Here is a 16144-nt window from a genome sequence, read left to right on the forward strand (position 1 = left end):
CACGTCTGTCGATGCTGATCGGCCCCGCACTTTCCGGCGATAACTCCGGGGGAAGATTGGTGGAGCCGCCGGGAATCGCACCCGGGTCCAGTCCGCTTATTACGTGCGCGTTTATCTCCATAGTCGGGCCGAGGCCCGACAGGCCCAATATAGGGACGATGGGTTAGGTTTTGAAGAACATATGGAATTCCGCCGTTCGCGAAGCGCGGACGGACGTGGCGATTTCGCCAGTCGCCGCGCGGCCTTCGCCAACGGATTCGGGGCCGCATAAGGCTTTCGGCTAGCCTTTGGCCGACCTTTCCACGCCCCCAGAGGACCCTGAACATGAGCCCGCTTCTGCACGCCGCCCGCCCCCTCCTGATCGACATGGCCGCCACCTTCCTGTTCTACGGCGTGCTGGCCGCCACCGGGAACGTGATGCTGGCCACCGCGCTCGGCGTGGCCCTGGGGATCGCCCAGGTGGCGGTCCTCAAGCTGCGCGGATCGACCATCAGCGCCATGCAGTGGGCAAGCCTGGGCCTGGTCCTGGTGATGGGCGGGGCCACCCTGCTGACCCAGGACGCGCGCTTCATCCTGATCAAACCGACCATCATCTATGCGGTGATCGGCGCGGCCATGCTGCAGCGGGGCTGGATGAACCGCTACATGCCGCCGATCTCCGTCGGCCGGATCCCTGCCAGGCTGGTCACGGGCGCGGGCTATATCTGGGCCGGGCTGATGTTCGTGAGCGCCGCGCTCAACCTGGCCCTGGCCCTCACCCTCGATCCCAAGACCGCGGCCGGCGCCATGGCGGCGTGGTCGCCGATCTCGAAGATCGCCCTGTTCGCCGGCCAGTATCTGTTGTTCCGCCACATCGCCCGTCGCCACCTCCGGTCGGGCGGCCCGGCCCTCGAACCGGCGCACTAGGAGCGGTCGCAACCACGGGTTAGCTTCCCCATACAACCAGGGGAGGCTGATCCATGCAGAAGTTCGTCGCTGAGTTCATCGGTACGCTTACGCTCGTCCTGTTCGGCTGCGGCGCGGCGGTTCTGGGGGCCGACAATGTCGGGCAACTCGGGGTCGCGCTCGCCTTCGGTTTCGCCATCGTCGCCATGGCCTACGGGATCGGCCCGATCTCCGGCTGCCACGTCAATCCGGCGGTCAGCCTGGCGGCCTTCGTCGCCGGCCGCATGGGTCTGCGCGACATGGCGCTCTACTGGATCGCCCAGTTCCTCGGCGCCCTGGCCGGCGCCGGAATCCTCGCGGCCATCGCCGGACTGGCCGGCGGCCTCGGGCAGAACGGTTGGGGCCCGGGCTATCTCGGCGAATTTTCCATGCAGGCGGCGTTGATCTTCGAGGTGGTGATGACCGCCCTGTTCGTCATCGTCATCCTGGGCTCGACCTCCGAAGGGGCGCCGGCCGGCTTCGCGGGACTGGCCATCGGCATCACCCTGGCGGTGATCCATATCGTCGGCATCCAGGTGACCGGCGTCTCGGTCAATCCGGCGCGCAGCTTCGGACCGGCGGTGCTGGTCGGCGGCCAGGCCCTGTCGCAGCTCTGGCTGTTCTTCGTGGCCCCGGCCGCGGGCGCGGTGCTGGGCGCGCTCCTCTACCGCTTCAAGGTGCTGCGCTAAAGATGCTCCCCTCCTGGGAGAGCTGTCAGCCCCCGGGTCCGACTAGAGGTCGGCCCGAGGATGAACTCCGCTGACTGAAGGGGACTTTGACTCGTCCCGCGGTGGATGAAGCCCCCTCCGTTTCGACGCTACGCATCGATCCACCTCCCCCAAACCGCGCTGCGCGCTGGGGGGAGGATCTAGTTCGGGTTCTCGGGCTCCGCCGCCGGCGGTTCGAAGGCGGTGGGCTGGGGCCGGGCGTTGGGCGCGGGTTTCAGCCGTCCGCCGTCGGCGATCAGCCCCTGATAGGCCCGGCGCGTGGCGGAGAAGTCCGCTCCGCCGGACCAGATCACGTCGAAGCGCGGCTCGTGGCCCAGCGCCAGGCCGAACACGGCCTCCAGGATATCGGCGGCCTCGCCCACCTCGGCGCTGTCACAGGCGCGGCGGATGGCGCGCGACCGTCCCGGGACCATCAGGGTCAGGTCGTAGGAGGTGCCGTCGACGCAGAGGGCGTCGGCCGCGCCGGAGCCGTCGTCGACCCGCACCTCGCGCGGCGCGTTCCAGATCGGATGGTCGCGCAGGGCCAGGAGGCGCGCCGCGGAGTCCGCCGGCGCCTGGGCGTCGAAGCCGACCCGCCGGGCGATGCCCGCCTCGCAGCAGCCCAGCCCGGCCCGGCCCTGGACGAAGACGTCGCCCGTCCGGCGCACGGTGACGCGGATCAGGGTCTGGCGGGGGGAGGAGGTCGGCCGCACGGCGACCTCCAGGATCATCTCGCCGCCGAACAGGATCTGGTTCTGCAGGGGCTGCAGGCCCCAGAGGCGGTAGAGCAGGGGGTCATAGCCATTGTCGACCGCCACCAGGCGGTCGCCGCGGCCGAGCCGGCGGCCGGCCAGGGGATCGGCGGCCTCGGGGAGCTTGGGCCGCTTGTCGTCCCACCAGGTCTTGGGGTCGGGCGGCGGATAGGGCCAGTCGGCGCCGGGCGCGGCCGGGTCCTGGGCCAGGGCCGGAACGGCCAGGATCGTCAGCAGCAGGGGGAGCAGTACGGTCGGTCGGACCACGCAGCCCTCCTCACATGGCTTGCGCGCCCCTGGTGATGGAAAGCACGCCGGTGCGGGAGAGTTCCACCAAGCCCAGTGGTCGCATCAGGTCGACGAAGCTGTCGATCTTCGACGGCGCCCCGGTCAGTTCGAACACGAAGCTCTCATGGGTGGTGTCGATCACCTTGGCCCGGAAGATGTCGGAGACGCGCAGGGCCTCGACCCGCTCGGCGCCCGATCCCTTGACCTTCACCAGGGCCAGTTCGCGCTCCAGGCCGTTGGGGTCGCGGGTCACGTCCTGGACGTGGCGGGTGGCGACCATCTTCTCGAGTTGGGCCTCGATCTGCATCAGCACGTGCGGCGCGCCGCGGGTGACGATGGTGACGCGGCTGGTGTGGGCCCGGCGGTCGGTCTCGGCCACCGTCAGGCTCTCGATATTGTAGCCGCGCGCGGCGAACAGCCCGACCAGCCGGTGCAGGACGCCGGGTTCGTTGTCCACCAGGATGGCGAAGGTTGCGAGGTTCTCGGCCTCTTCCTCGTGGGCGAGGTCGTAGACGGAGGCGGGCTGGGCGTCGGTGGTCATGGCGATGCGTCTCGTTCGGGTCGCCGACGACCTCTCACATGCGTGGCCCTGCGGCAAGGTTGAGGCTTATTCCGCGGCCCCGATGTGACAAGAACAAAACAGAAACATTTCACTTGCGAACGCCGCGGATTGGAGCGAACAATGTTCTTCCGGTGGCCTCGCCAGGCGACGGCGCCGTTCCCGATCCATTCCAGGAGGCCGAAAAATGAGCACGCAAGACATCGCCAACGACCTGGTGGCCCTTTGCAAGGAAGGCAAGTTCGACGAGGCCGGTGAGAAGTACTGGGCCGACGACGTGGCCAGCTATGAGGCCATGCCCGGCGACATGGCCGAGATCCGCGGCAAGGACGGCGTGCGCGGCAAGGGCGAATGGTGGGCCGCCAACCACGAGGTCCACTCCTCGGAGGTCGAGGGTCCCTACGTCAACGGCGACCAGTTTGCGGTCCGCTTCAAGATGGACCTGACCCAGAAGGCCAGCGGCGAGCGCATGAAGATGGACGAGGTCGGGGTCTATACGGTCCGCGACGGCAAGATCGCCGAGGAGCGGTTCTTTTACTGAGGGTGGGGGTTGGAGGGGCGAGGTCGCTTGTATTCGCCTGCCGGGGCCCTAAGTCCGTTTCCGGCTAGCTGAACCATAAGCCCGGGGACCCCATGGCGATTTCACTCTACGACGCGACCGTCGTCTCGTTCCTGCAAACCCTGGGTGGCGTGTCCGGGTTCCTCGAGCGCGGACTGGCCCACTGCCAGGATAGCGGGATCGACCCGCAGGAGATCGTCGACACCCGGCTGTTCCCGGACATGGCGCCCTTCGCGTTCCAGGTTTTTTCGGTCGCCCACCATTCGCGCGGCGCCATGGAAGGCGTGAAGGCCGGCGTGTTCTCACCGGCCTCGCCGACGACGCCCTTGAGCTACGCCGACCTGCAGAAGCTGGTCGCCGACGCCATCGCCGCGCTGACGGCGCTGACGCCGGCGGAGGTCGACGCCCTGGAAGGTCGCGACATGGCCTTCCAGTTCGGCGAGCGGAAGATGCCGTTCACGGTGGAGGGCTTCCTGCTGTCCTTCTCCATGCCGAACCTGCACTTCCACGCGACCACCGCCTACGACATCCTGCGGTCGAAAGGCGTTCCGCTCGGCAAGCGCGACTATATGGGCAAGCTGCGGCTCAAGGCCTGAGCCGCCCCTACTTGATCGCGGCGATCTCGTAGAGGAAGTCCACATAGCTCATGGTCGCGCCCACCAGGCCCTCGACCTTGGGATTGCTGGACTCCACCACGTAGTACTCGTTGGGCGCGTGGGCGCCGCTGCCATGGCCCAGGCCGAACTGGCCGGCCGGCAGGCTGACGGGCGGTGAGGTGAACACCGCCCCCGGCCAGGACCCCGCCAGGCGCGGATAGACGGTCACCGCCGCGCCGAGGCGCTTGTAGGTGGCGATCTCGGCCTTGATCAGCCGGCTGTTCTCGTCGGTCTCGGTGGGGTCGTAGCCGCCGGTGACATCGACCTCGATGTCCTGGAAGCCGCGCTTGTCCAGGTGGGCGCGGATCTTGGCCACGGAGTCGGCCATGGTCTGGTTGGGCACCAGCCGGGTGTCGATCTTGGCCACCGCCCGGCCGGGCAGGATGGTCTTGCCGCCGGGGCCTATATAGCCCGAGACCAGCCCCTCGATATTGATCGTCGGCTGCGAGGCCAGGCGCTCCAGGGTCTTGTCCCAGGCCAGGTCGTCGATCCAGTGGTCGACGCCCAGCGCCTTCTTGGCGTCGGCCTCGCTGAGCTGCTGTGCCGCCATGGCCAGCAGTTCTTTCTCGCGGGCGGTGAGCGGCCGGACCTTCTCGAAATAGCCGTCCACCGCGGGGGTGTTGCCGTCCGGCGTGACCAGGGTCTGCAGGGCCTGGACCAGCCGCCAGGCGGGGCTGTCCACCCGAGCCTTCTCGCTGGAATGGATGTCGGTCTTGGGCCCGCGGCCCCACTTGGCGCCGCTGGCGACCAGTTCGAGCTCGGCTATGCCCTTGGCGCCCAGGTTGACGCTGACCCCGCCATTGCTGGGGCTCTGCCAGCCGGCCGGGATCACCACGCCTTCGCATGTCTTGAGCGCAGCCAGGACGTTGGGCTTGGTGACGATCTGGCGGAAGTTCGGGCTGCCGATCTCCTCCTCGCCCTCGCAGACCAGGACGATGTTCACCGGCAGCTTCTTACCGGCGGCGCGGATGGCGTGCAGCCCGGCCAGGAAGGTGGCCTCCGGCCCCTTCTGGTTCACGGCCCCGCGGCCGACGATCACCTTGCCGAAGCCGGGCTTGTCGACGATCCGCGCCTCCAGCGGCGGGGAGCTCCACTCCGCCGGGTCGAACTGCTTCACGTCGTACATGAAGTAGATGCCGATGGTGCGCTTGGCGCCCACGTCCAGGGTGGCGAAGACGCCGGGATGGCCGTCGGTGGTGACCTTCTCGATGTGCTGGAAGCCGGCGTCCTTGGCCAGGGCCATCATGTAGTCGCAGCCCTTGTCCATGTCGCGGTTCTCCGCGGCGATGGAGGGCAGGGCGATCCACTCCTGGATGCGCTTGACCGAGGCGTCGTAGCCGGCCTCGGCGGCCTTGCGGATGGCGGCGAGATCGCCGCTGGCGGCGAAGCTCAGGCCGGGCGCGAACAGGGCGGCCGCGGTTCCGCCCGCCAGCAGCGCGCGGCGGTTGTGGATCGGGCCGGAGCCCATCTGATCGTTCGACATCCCAGTCCCTCGGCGATTTGAGCGCAAGGATTAGGACGTCGAGATTCGCCGCCCGACAAGCAAAGCCGACGGATCGCCGTTCTTTGGGCACGGCCAGCGACATGTCTGAATTGGGTCAGAGTTGCCGGGGCCGTCTCGGCATGCACCAGTTGCCGTCACTTAACCGCCGGTTGATCGAAGGACTGCACGATCAGGGCGTTTTCCAACCAGAAGGCGCTGCCGGGCATGCACGTTTCAACGCCAGTCAGAGTACTTGTGCTTGGATGCGCGGCAGCGGCGGCTTTGAGCCTCTGGCTCATCATTCCGCCAATGAGGGGGCCGCCTCGACCCGGCGACAAGGTCTGCCCGGCCAAGCTCTCGCCTATTGCCATTATTCTTGCCGGGAAGGTCGGAAAGCAGTCGCCAATCACACCGGGCCTGAATGCATTGCTAGTGCCGCTTGGAGACGCGCGGAGCGTCCGACAGCGCGCAATCGCCGCTGGCGCGGTCTGTCCAATTGGAGGCGCCCCGAGCTTGAGCGGCAAGACCTTTGACTGCACCGTTGAGTTCCAGTGCTGGGGGACGGGAGCCTACTTCGCGAAAATGACCCGCAACTATCGAGCTGGCTTGGACTTGAGCGCCGGTGGGGTCACCGCGTTGCTCGTTGAGAGTCAAAGAGGCTCGTCCGAACCGACGGTAGAAGCGGCCGAAGGCGTCGCGGCCGACAAGCAGGCGAGAAAGCCCGCCGACGTAATCCAAGGCGCGCCCTAGACCAGCCGCTTGCCCGCGTCGTCGATGATCGAGCCCAGGTCGCGGGCTTCCTCGGCCATGATCATCTCGTTGTGGGCCTTGCCCGAGGGGATCATGGGGAAGCAATTCTCTTCCTTGGTCACCCGGCAGTCGAACAGGACGGGGCCATCATAGTCGACCATCTGGACGATCTTGGCGTCCAGCTCGTCGGGATGCTCGGCGCGCAGGCCCAGGCAGCCGAAGGCCTCGGCCATCTTCACGAAGTCCGGCAGGCTGGACGAATAGGAGTGGCTGTAGCGCTCGCCGTGCAGCAGCTGCTGCCATTGGCGCACCATGCCCATCCATTCGTTGTTCAGGATGAAGATCTTGATCGGCAGGCCGTACTGAACCGCCGTCGACATCTCCTGCATGGTCATCTGGACGCTGGCGTCGCCGGCGATGTCGATGACCAGGGCGTCGCGGTGGGCCATCTGCACGCCGACCGCGGCCGGCAGGCCGTAGCCCATGGTGCCCAGGCCGCCGGAGGTCATCCAGTGGTTGGGCTTGTCGAAGTGATAGTACTGGGCCGCCCACATCTGGTGCTGGCCGACCTCGGTGGTGATGAAGGTCTCGCGGTGCTTGGTCAGCTCGTACAGCCGCTCAATGGCGTGCTGCGGCTTGATCAGCTTGGCGTCGGGCTTGTAGCGGAACGACTGGCGGGCGCGCCACGCCTCGATCTGCCGCCACCAGTCGTCCATGGCCGTCTTATCGGTGGCGAGGTTGCGGCCCTTCCAGGCGGCAATCAGGTCTTCCAGCACGCTGCCGGCGTCGCCGACGATGCCGATGTCGGCCCGGACATTCTTGGAGATCGACGAGGCGTCGATGTCGATGTGGATCTTCTTCGAGGTCGGCGCGAAGGCGTCCAAGCGACCCGTCACCCGGTCGTCGAACCGCGCGCCGATGGCGATCATGACGTCGCAATCGTGCATGGCGTTGTTGGCCTCGAACGACCCGTGCATGCCCAGCATGCCCAGCCAGGCCGGATCGGACGCCGGGAAGGCGCCCAGGCCCATCAGGGTGGAGGTGACCGGCGCGCCGGTCAGCCTGGCGAACTCGGCCAGCAGCTCGGCCGCGCGCGGGCCGGCATTGATGACCCCGCCGCCGGTGTAGAGGATCGGGCGCCGGGCGCCGGCGATCATGGCCGCGGCCTCGGCGATCTTGCCGGGATCGCCCTTGGTGCGCGGGCGATAGTCGTGGGCGTGAACCACGTCCTTGGGCCCCTGATAGACGCCCTTGGAGAACTGGACGTCCTTGGGGATGTCGATGACCACCGGCCCCGGCCGGCCCGAGGTGGCGATATGGAAGGCCTCGTGCATGATCCGCGGCAGGTCGGCCACGTCCTTGACCAGGTAGTTGTGCTTGGTGATCGGCCGGGTAATGCCGATGGTGTCGCATTCCTGGAAGGCGTCGGTGCCGATCAGGTGGGTGGCGACCTGGCCGGTGATGACGATCAGCGGAATGGAGTCCATCAGGGCGTCGACGATGCCGGTGACCGCATTGGTCGCGCCGGGGCCGGAGGTGACCAGGACCACGCCGGGCTTGCCGGTGGAGCGGGCGTAGCCCTCCGCCGCGTGGGTCGCGCCCTGCTCGTGGCGGACCAGGACGTGCTGCAGCCGCGGCTCGGAGAACAGCGCGTCATAGATCGGCAGGACCGCGCCGCCTGGATAGCCGAAAAGCACCTCCACGCCCTGATCGATGAGCGAGCGGACGACGATCTCCGCGCCGGTCAGGGTTTCGATCGTGGCTTCGGCTTCGATGGTCTGGTGGGCGGTCATTTCGGCGGGACCTTGGTTGGGCCATTAAAAAAGGCCCGCGAGGGGCCTGGTGCAAGCGACCGTTGACGGGCTGACGACGAGGTCAGGCCGCTACGGGTCGCTCGGGGAGTACAAGAATCTCGCGCACGCGCGTTCTCCGAAAGGATTGGACGGCGTCATGCCATGCCCCCGTCAGGGCGTCAAGACGGGGTGGAGCGCAAGAAACTGCCCCCATTGGTCTTCAGCCGCCACGGCGTCGATGCGCGGCCAGCCGGTCATCTGTCCCCGTAGCCAGGTCGATTGGCGCTTGGCGTAGCGGCGGGTTTCGCGCTGGGCGGCGGCGATAGCGGCCTCCAGGCTGGTCTCGCCGCGAAGGTGGGCGGCCAGTTCGCGGTAGCCCAGGGCCTTCATGGCCGGCAGGTCGGGCGAGAGGTTGCGGGCGGCGAGGGCGGCCACCTCTTCGAGCGCGCCCTGGCCGATCATGGCCGCCAGCCGCGCGTCGCAGCGGGCGTAGAGCGCCTCGCGCGGCGGCTCCAGGGCGACGGCGCGCCAGGCCTCGGCGGCCAGAACGGGCCTGGTCTGGCCCTGCCAGTCGCTGAGCGCTGTCCCGGTGGCGGCGAACACCTCCCAGGCGCGAACCAGGCGCTGGCGGTCGCCGAAGGCGATGCGGGCGGCGGCGGCGGGATCGCGTTCCGCCAGTTGGACGCGGAAGGCCTCCTCGCCTAGGGTCTCGAACTCGGCCTGGGCCTGGTCCCGCGCCGCGGTCGGGATGGCGGGGATATCGGCCAGGCCCAGGGTCAGGGCGCTGAAGTAGAGCCCGGTGCCACCGACCACGACGGCGGGGCGCCCGCGCGCGGCGATTTCGTCCAGCACCTCGCTCGCCGCGCGGACCCAGCGGCCGACCGACCAGCCGTCGGCGGCGTCGGCGATTCCGAACAGGTGGTGGGGCGCCTGGGCCTCTTCCTCGGGAGACGGGCGGGCGCTGAGGACGCGCAGGTCGGCATAGAGTTGCAGGGCGTCGGCGTTGACGATCTCAGCCCCGATCGCCTGGGCCAGACGCAGGGCGAGCGCCGACTTGCCGCTTGCCGTGGGCCCGGCGATCAGCCAGATGCGGGGCTCCATGCAGATCGCCCTTACCCTCGTCAGTCCCGACCCAGACGCGGCCTCGCTCGCCGTCGCCACCTTGACCCCAGCGCTCGCAGGCGCGCACGCCCGCGTCAAGGAGCCCCGGATCCTGGGCCTGGGCGCCGTGGATCTGCTGGTGGAGGCGCAGGCCATCGGCCCGGTGCGCGCGGCCGCCGAGGCCGCGCTCGCCGCCTGGCCCATCGACATCTGCGTCCAGCCCTGGAACGGGCGGAAGAAACGCCTGCTGATCGCCGACATGGATTCGACGATCATCGGCTGCGAGTGCATCGACGAACTGGCCGATTTCGCCGGGGTGAAGACCCAGGTCTCGGCCATCACCGAGCGGGCCATGCGCGGCGAGCTGGACTTCGAGGCGGCCCTGCGCGAGCGGGTGGCCATGCTGAAGGGTCTGCCCCTGGCCGACCTGCAGCGCGCCTATGACGAGCGCGTGCGGCTCAACCCCGGGGCGCGGACCCTGGTGCGGACCATGACCGCGAACGGGGCCGAGGCCTTCCTGGTCTCGGGCGGGTTCAACTTCTTCACCTCGCGGGTGGCGCAGGCGGCGGGTTTCCAGGCCAATCGGGCCAACACCCTCATCGAGGCCGGCGACGTCCTGGCGGGGACCGTCGGCGAGCCGATCCTGGGGCGCGAGGCCAAGCTGGCGGCGCTGAAGGAGGAGGCCGCGACCCTGGGCCTGGACATGGCCGCGACCCTGGCCATCGGCGACGGCGCCAACGACCTGGCGATGATCGAGGCCGCCGGCCTTGGCGTGGCCTATCGCGCCAAGCCGATCGTCGCCGCCCAGGCCGACGCCAAGATCGACCATGCCGACCTGACGGCGTTGCTCCACTTCCAGGGCTACCGGAGCGACGAGTTCGTTACGGACTGAAGCCGGGTTTGATTTCGCCGGAGCGGGCGAAGTCCGCTAGGGGAGGTCCATGAGCTTGCCCCGCACCCCCAAGGCCGTCGTCTTCGACATGGACGGCCTGCTGGTCGACACCGAGGTCGTCTATCGCGAGGCCATGATCGCCACCGCCCTTCATGCGGGGCGGGAGCTGCCCAATGAGCTCTTCCTGCAGCTGATCGGGCTCTCGTGGCAGGCCAACGCCGAGATTCTCAGCGCCCACTACGGGGCGGGCTTCGAGCCGGAGCCGTTCCGCGTCGAAACCGTCCGCCGCTTCCACGAACTGGCCGAGGCCGAGGTCGCCCTGAAGGCCGGCGTCCTGGAGATTCTCGATCTGCTGGACGAGCTGGCCCTGCCGCGGGCCATCGCCACCTCGTCGGGTCGAGATGCGGTGAACCACCACATCGGCGGCCACGGCCTGCTTGACCGTTTCCACGCGATCATGGCGAGCGGGGACTACGCCCGCGCCAAGCCGGCGCCGGACCCCTATCTCAAGGCCGCCGAGGCCCTGGGCGTGGCGCCGCAGGACTGCTTGGCGCTGGAGGACAGCCACAATGGCGTCCGCGCGGCTTCATCGGCGGGCATGATGACCATCATGGTGCCGGACCTGCTCGACCCCACCGAGGAGATGCACACGCTCTGCGTCCGCATCGCCCGCGACCTGCACGAGGTCGAGGCCCTGGTGCGGGCCTCGCGCTAGACCATTTTCCGCCGAAGTGGACGCCGGGTTGGCGAAGAAAATGGTCTAAATTCAAAGAGGCTTGAGAAAAATCCGATCCAATCAGATCGGATTTTTCTCTAGGCGGCCGGCGCCGGCGGCGTCTTGAACCGCTCCACCACCTGCTTCACTACGTTCGACGGGATGGCGAAGGAGAGGCCCGCGCCTGGATCGCCGCGGCTCTCGCGGGAGGTGGCCAGGCCGATCACCTCGCCCGCCACATTGAGCAACGGGCCGCCGGAACCGCCGGAGGTCAGGGCCGCGTCGGTCTGGATATAGGCCACCACGGGTCCACGCAGCGCGCCGTCGGCGAACCGCGCCTCGCCCACCGGGCTGGCCGGGCGTCCGATCTGCCGGTTGACCGCCGAGACGATCCCGGAGGTGGCGGTGCCGGCCAGGCCGAAGGGCGCGCCCATCAGCACCACCGGCTGCCCGGCGCGGACCAGGTTGCTGTCGGCGAAGGAGAGCGCCTTCATCGGCTTGCCGGGGGTGGTGCGGAACACCGCCACGTCGACCGTGTCGTCGGTCCCGACCAGTTCGGCGCGGGCGACGCTGCCGTCGGCGAACACCGCATTGACCACCGGCATGCCGCCGGTGACGTGCGCCGCAGTGACGATCAGGCCGTCGGTGGTGACCACGAAGCCCGATCCCATGGGCATGGCTTCGCCGCCGCCGGAGACGCTGAGCATCACCGTGGCCGCCTGGGCCTTCTCGACGGCGCTCACGAAGCCGACGCCGGGTTTGACGCGGGCGGCGCCGTCACCATCGCCGCGCGAAAACGCGACGATCACCAGGATGAGGATGACCAGGCCGATAGCGCCCGCGGCGGCGAGGAGGAGCTGTTGGGTGCGCATCGGGGATACTCCGGACGATTTGGCTCCCGCCAAAGCGCCTCAAGCTGCAGCTTGGTTCCCCCTTGAGCGGAATCCTCGCCGTGAAGGCGTGAGCCCCAGGCTCGTCATCCTCGGCCGCGCGGAGCGCGTGTCGGGGATCCATGAACACCGAGTCCGCAGATAAACCCACGGTGTCGGAGATCATGGATGGCCGGGACTTACGCCCGGCCATGACGAGCGGGAATGGCGGGTCCCTCGAGCTAGATGTCGATCCAGTAGTGCAGGGCGGTCTCGCCGGGATGCCAGAGGTGCGGGACCTGGCCAGTCAGCACCCCGCCGTTCTTCTCGATGACGCGGATGGAGGCGAGGTTCAGCGCGTTGACCGTCAGCAGAACCCGCCTCAACGGCAGGTTGTCGCCGATCCAATCCAGGGTTTCGCCGAGCATGGCGGTGGCCAGGCCCCGGCCTCTGGCCGACGGACGCACCGCGTAGCCCACATGGCCGCCCACCTGTTCGAGATTGGCGTTCAGCCGGTGGCGGATCCCCATCGAGCCCAGGAAGGTCTCGCCCTCGACGCACCAGAGGGTGGTGGCGGGCGCCGCCTCGCCCTGGCTGCCGTCGGGCAGGGTGATGTGGCTGGGCGGATTGTCGAAGCTGGCCACATAGGCGGCGGGATCGGCCGCCACGGCGGCGATGGTCTCCAGTGTTTCCGGCCGCAGGGTGTCGCGCGAAAAGCCCTCGCGCATCGCGTCGATGAACGAGGGCATGTAGGTGAGCGCGGGGGCGACGAGGGTCGCCTTAGCGAGCGTTGGGGCCACGCTCGAAGTACTTGAAGAAGGCGCTGCCGGGGGACAGGACCATGGTGGTGTCGCCCTGGCCCAGCGAGGCCTCATAGGCCTGCATGGAGCGATAGAAGGCCGCGAAGGCGGGGTCCTTGCCATAGCTCTGGGCGAACAAACGGGTGCGCAGGGCGTCGCCCTCGCCTCGAGTGGTCTCGGCCTCCTGGCGGGCGGTGGCGAGCGTGATGGCTACTTCCTTGTCGGCGCCGGCGATGATCTCACGCTTCTCCTGCTCGCCTTGTGAGCGGATGCGCGCGGCTTCCTGCTGGCGGCTGGTCTGCATCCGCCGGTAGACCGACTCCTGGATCTGCGGGGGCAGGTCGGCGCGCTTGATGCGCACGTCGATGATCTCGATGCCCAGGCGCGAGGACTTGGCGCGCGTGGCGACATCGGCCTTGGTCTGGGCCATCAGGGCGCCGCGGCGGCCCGAGATGATCTCGGGGGCGGTGGCCGAACCGAGCACCTGACGCAGGGAGGAGTTCACCAGCCGCTCGATGCGGTCGCTGGCGGTCTGCTCGTCGCGCAGGGTGCGGTAGTAGAGCAGTGGATTGGAGATCCGGTAGCGCACGAAGGCGTCCACCACCAAGCGGTTCTGGTCGGAGGCGGTGATCTCTTCCTGGGCGGCCTCGATGGCGAGGTTGCGCTTCTCGAACAGCACCACGTTCTCGGCGAACGGGACCTTGATCTTCAGGCCGGGGGCGGGCGATCCGGGGGCGTTGATGACCCGCACGGGCTCGCCCAGGCGCACGATCACCGCCTGCTTGCGCTGATCGACGATGAAGAAGGTCTGGGACAGGGTGATCAGGACGGCGAAGGCGATCGCGCCCAGGACGGTGAGGCTGCGGTTCATCGGGTCGCTCCCGGAACGGCGGCGACCGCGGGCGGGGCCGCGGCTTCCACGGGAGCCGTGCGCGCCGTGCTGCTGCGCGGACGGAAGACGTCGGGCGGCAGGATGATGGGAGCGCTGGCGCCCTTGCCGTCGATCACCACCTTGTTCGAGTTGGCGAGCACGCGCTGCATGGTCTCGATGTACAGGCGCTCCTTCGTCACGCCCGGGGCGCGGCGATATTCGGTATAGATCTGGTCGAAGCGGGCCACGTCGCCGGTGGCCTCGCGCACGGACTGCTCGCGATAGCCCTGGGCCGACTGGATGAGCCGCGCGGCGTCGCCCTTGGCCTCATTGATCACCCGGTTGCGGTAGGTGTTGGCCTCGTTGCGGGCCGATTCCTGGTCCTGGCCGGCGCTGTTCACGTCCCGGAACGCCGCGGCCACTTCCTTCGGAGGATTGGCGGAGCGGATCTGGACCTCCACGACGCTGATGCCGGCGCCCCAAGAGTCCAGGGTCCGCTGCATCAGTTCGGCGGTCTGGACCTGCACCCGGCCGCGGCCGGTGGTCAGGATCGGCTGCAGCTGCGACTTGCCGATGACTTCGCGCATGGCGCTCTCGGCGGCGGCCTTCACCGACACGTCGGGATCGCGAAGCGTGAAGACGTACCTGCTGGCGTCGGCCACGCGCCAGGTGACGCTGAAATCCAGGTCGACGATGTTCTCGTCTCCCGTGAGCATCAGGCTTTCCTCGGGAACGTCGCTCTCGCCGACGCCGCCGATGTCGAGGCGGTTGAGCGAGGTCACGGCGACCTTCTCGGCCTGTTCGATCGGCGCGGGCAGGTGGTAGCGGATGCCGGGGCCTTCCGAGCGCGAATAGGCGCCGAAGGTGGTGACCACCGCCTGTTCGTTCGGCTCGACGATATAGACGCCCGAGAGCGCCCAGAGGCCGAAGCCGACGCCGGCCACGGCCGCTACGGCGCTCGGACGGATTCCCTGACCGTCGGGGCCGCCGAAGAAGTCGCGGATTTGGCGCTGCAGCCGTTCGAGGGCGGCGTTCAGCTCGGGGCCGTCGGGCCGGCGCGGTCCGCGCGGGCCGCCGCCGCCGAGGGGTCTGCGGGGGCCTGGTGGCTTCTTGCCGTCGCCGCCGTCATTGGGCGGCGGAGCGCCCCAGGGACCGGGGTTGGCGTTGTCATTCCAAGGCATGGTCGCGTCGTCTTGCTTTCGTCTCGGCGCGGCCGCGTCGTCTCGCCCGTGCTCGGGCTTGTAAACCAGCGCTGTCAGCCGGATATGTGGCCCTACGCAGGTTAAAGCAAGCCAAAGGGCGATATGAAGCCGCAAGCTCCGGAACGTGGCGCCGTGTTGGCCGCACTCGATCGGGTCACCGATCCGAAGTCCGGCAAGGGCTTGGCGGCTGCGGGCCTCGTGCGGGGACTGGCTATCGGCCCCGACCGCGCGGGTTTCATGCTCGAGGTGCCCGTCTCCGAGACCGCGCTCTATGCGCCGGTGCGCGACGCCGCCCAGGCCGCCCTATCGACCGTGCCCGGCGTGCTGAAGGCCCAGGTGGTGCTGACCGCCGAGGCCGAGGCGCCGGCCCCGCCGGCCGCCGGCGTCACCCGGGTGCGCAAGGGCGCTCGGCTCTCCAACGATCCGCAGGCCGCGCCCGGTCCGCCCGTCGACGCCGCGCGTCCCGACCATGTCCGCCGGGTGATCGCGGTCGCCAGCGGCAAGGGCGGGGTGGGCAAATCGACCATCGCGGTCAACCTGGCGGCGGCCTTCGTCGCCCAGGGGCTGCGCGTGGGCCTGCTGGACGCCGACGTCTATGGCCCCTCGGCCCCGCGCATGCTGGGGATCGACGGCGAGCCCGCCTTCATGGACGGCAAGCTGCAGCCCCTGGAGGCCTGGGGCATGAAGGTGATGTCGATCGGCTTCCTGGTGGACGAGGGGGCGCCGATGATCTGGCGCGGGCCCATGGCCTCCTCGGCGGTGCGCCAGATGATGCACGACGTGGCCTGGGGGTCCGAGGCCGAACCGCTGGACGTGCTGGTGGTCGATCTGCCGCCGGGCACCGGCGACATCCAGCTGACCATGATCCAGAAGCTGAAGACCGACGGGGTGGTGATCGTCTCCACGCCGCAGGAGATCGCCCTGATCGACGCGCGCCGCGCCGCGGCCATGTTCCAGAAAACGGCCACCCCGATCCTGGGCGTGATCGAGAACATGGCCTGGTTCGCCGACCCGGCCGGCGGGGCGCCGATCCCGATCTTCGGGACGGGCGGAGCGCGGGCGGAGGCGGACCGGCTGGGCGTGCCGCTGCTGGCGGAGATCCCCCTGGAAATCGCCCTGCGCCGGGCCTGCGACGAGGGCGAACCCCTGGTGGCGACGGCGCCGGACAGCGCCGCGGCCAGGGCGTTCCTGGCGGCGGCAAAGGCGCTCACGACCTAGGATAT

17 protein-coding genes and 1 other RNA gene are annotated in these 16144 nt (G+C 68.9%); 8 read left to right on the forward strand and 10 right to left on the reverse strand.

Annotation, left to right across the window (positions count from 1 at the left end; genetic code table 11):
- Positions 1–179, reverse strand: a transfer-messenger RNA (tmRNA) gene (ssrA, locus tag Q8Q88_RS17680); the annotation flags it as partial.
- Between the two features lie 145 nt (positions 180–324).
- Here ssrA and Q8Q88_RS17685 point away from each other — a divergent pair.
- Both Q8Q88_RS17685 and Q8Q88_RS17690 read left to right on the forward strand, forming a co-directional pair.
- Positions 325–906, forward strand: a complete 582-nt coding sequence (locus Q8Q88_RS17685; RefSeq protein WP_305676499.1) for an inner membrane-spanning protein YciB — start codon at positions 325–327, stop codon at positions 904–906.
- Positions 907–959: 53 nt separating this feature from the next.
- On the forward strand, positions 960–1613 hold the full coding sequence (locus tag Q8Q88_RS17690) for an aquaporin (RefSeq protein ID WP_305676500.1): 654 nt from the start codon (positions 960–962) through the stop codon (positions 1611–1613).
- A 179-nt stretch (positions 1614–1792) separates the two neighbouring features.
- On the opposite strand, the gene Q8Q88_RS17695 is transcribed toward Q8Q88_RS17690, so the two are convergent.
- Entirely contained in the window at positions 1793–2650 is an 858-nt protein-coding gene (locus tag Q8Q88_RS17695) for a hypothetical protein (protein ID WP_305676501.1), read from the reverse strand.
- Positions 2651–2660: 10 nt separating this feature from the next.
- Positions 2661–3212: an acetolactate synthase small subunit gene (gene ilvN, locus Q8Q88_RS17700; protein ID WP_305676502.1), complete on the reverse strand. Its 552-nt coding sequence runs from the start codon at positions 3210–3212 to the stop codon at positions 2661–2663.
- A 205-nt stretch (positions 3213–3417) separates the two neighbouring features.
- Here ilvN and Q8Q88_RS17705 point away from each other — a divergent pair, with 205 nt between their 5' ends.
- Together Q8Q88_RS17705 and Q8Q88_RS17710 are read left to right on the forward strand one after the other, a co-directional pair.
- Positions 3418–3771 carry a nuclear transport factor 2 family protein gene (locus Q8Q88_RS17705; protein WP_305676503.1) on the forward strand — a complete coding sequence of 118 codons (354 nt, stop codon included), beginning with the start codon at positions 3418–3420 and terminating at the stop codon, positions 3769–3771.
- Positions 3772–3863: 92 nt separating this feature from the next.
- Positions 3864–4385, forward strand: a complete 522-nt coding sequence (locus Q8Q88_RS17710) for a DUF1993 family protein (RefSeq protein ID WP_305676504.1) — start codon at positions 3864–3866, stop codon at positions 4383–4385.
- 7 nt (positions 4386–4392) lie between these two features.
- On the opposite strand, the gene Q8Q88_RS17715 is transcribed toward Q8Q88_RS17710, so the two are convergent.
- A complete protein-coding gene (locus Q8Q88_RS17715) occupies positions 4393–5928 on the reverse strand; it encodes a M20/M25/M40 family metallo-hydrolase (RefSeq protein WP_305676505.1) in 1536 nt (511 codons plus the stop codon).
- Between the two features lie 513 nt (positions 5929–6441).
- Between Q8Q88_RS17715 and Q8Q88_RS17720 the strand changes: the two genes are divergently transcribed.
- Positions 6442–6678: a hypothetical protein gene (locus tag Q8Q88_RS17720; RefSeq protein WP_305676506.1), complete on the forward strand. Its 237-nt coding sequence runs from the start codon at positions 6442–6444 to the stop codon at positions 6676–6678.
- Here Q8Q88_RS17720 and Q8Q88_RS17725 read toward each other — a convergent pair.
- Positions 6675–8471, reverse strand: a complete 1797-nt coding sequence (locus Q8Q88_RS17725) for an acetolactate synthase 3 large subunit (protein WP_305676507.1) — start codon at positions 8469–8471, stop codon at positions 6675–6677. The genes Q8Q88_RS17720 and Q8Q88_RS17725 overlap by 4 nt on opposite strands.
- A gap of 171 nt (positions 8472–8642) precedes the next feature.
- Positions 8643–9572 (reverse strand): tRNA (adenosine(37)-N6)-dimethylallyltransferase MiaA, encoded by a 930-nt coding sequence (miaA, locus tag Q8Q88_RS17730; protein ID WP_305676508.1) that lies wholly within the window; start codon positions 9570–9572, stop codon positions 8643–8645.
- On the opposite strand from miaA, the gene serB reads away from it, so the two are divergent.
- Positions 9571–10464, forward strand: coding sequence for a phosphoserine phosphatase SerB (gene serB / locus Q8Q88_RS17735; RefSeq protein ID WP_305676509.1), 894 nt, complete (start codon positions 9571–9573; stop codon positions 10462–10464). The genes miaA and serB overlap by 2 nt on opposite strands.
- A gap of 49 nt (positions 10465–10513) precedes the next feature.
- Positions 10514–11179: an HAD family phosphatase gene (locus Q8Q88_RS17740; protein WP_305676510.1), complete on the forward strand. Its 666-nt coding sequence runs from the start codon at positions 10514–10516 to the stop codon at positions 11177–11179.
- A gap of 98 nt (positions 11180–11277) precedes the next feature.
- Here the strand turns inward: Q8Q88_RS17740 and Q8Q88_RS17745 are convergent, their stop codons facing one another.
- From Q8Q88_RS17745 to hflK, 4 genes are all read right to left on the reverse strand, one after another.
- Positions 11278–12051: a S1C family serine protease gene (locus tag Q8Q88_RS17745; RefSeq protein WP_305676511.1), complete on the reverse strand. Its 774-nt coding sequence runs from the start codon at positions 12049–12051 to the stop codon at positions 11278–11280.
- Between the two features lie 239 nt (positions 12052–12290).
- Positions 12291–12848, reverse strand: coding sequence for a GNAT family N-acetyltransferase (locus Q8Q88_RS17750; protein ID WP_305676512.1), 558 nt, complete (start codon positions 12846–12848; stop codon positions 12291–12293).
- On the reverse strand, positions 12829–13719 hold the full coding sequence (hflC, locus tag Q8Q88_RS17755) for a protease modulator HflC (RefSeq protein ID WP_305676513.1): 891 nt from the start codon (positions 13717–13719) through the stop codon (positions 12829–12831). Before hflC ends, Q8Q88_RS17750 begins: the two co-directional genes overlap by 20 nt.
- Complete coding sequence (gene hflK / locus Q8Q88_RS17760) at positions 13716–14900, reverse strand: FtsH protease activity modulator HflK (protein WP_305676514.1); 1185 nt, start codon at positions 14898–14900, stop codon at positions 13716–13718. Before hflK ends, hflC begins: the two co-directional genes overlap by 4 nt.
- 123 nt (positions 14901–15023) lie before the next feature.
- Between hflK and Q8Q88_RS17765 the strand changes: the two genes are divergently transcribed.
- Positions 15024–16139 (forward strand): Mrp/NBP35 family ATP-binding protein, encoded by a 1116-nt coding sequence (locus Q8Q88_RS17765; RefSeq protein ID WP_305676515.1) that lies wholly within the window; start codon positions 15024–15026, stop codon positions 16137–16139.
- The last annotated feature ends 5 nt before the right edge of the window (positions 16140–16144 follow it).

Origin of the sequence: Phenylobacterium sp., from assembly GCF_030697925.1 — a bacterium.
GTDB lineage: Bacteria > Pseudomonadota > Alphaproteobacteria > Caulobacterales > Caulobacteraceae > Phenylobacterium.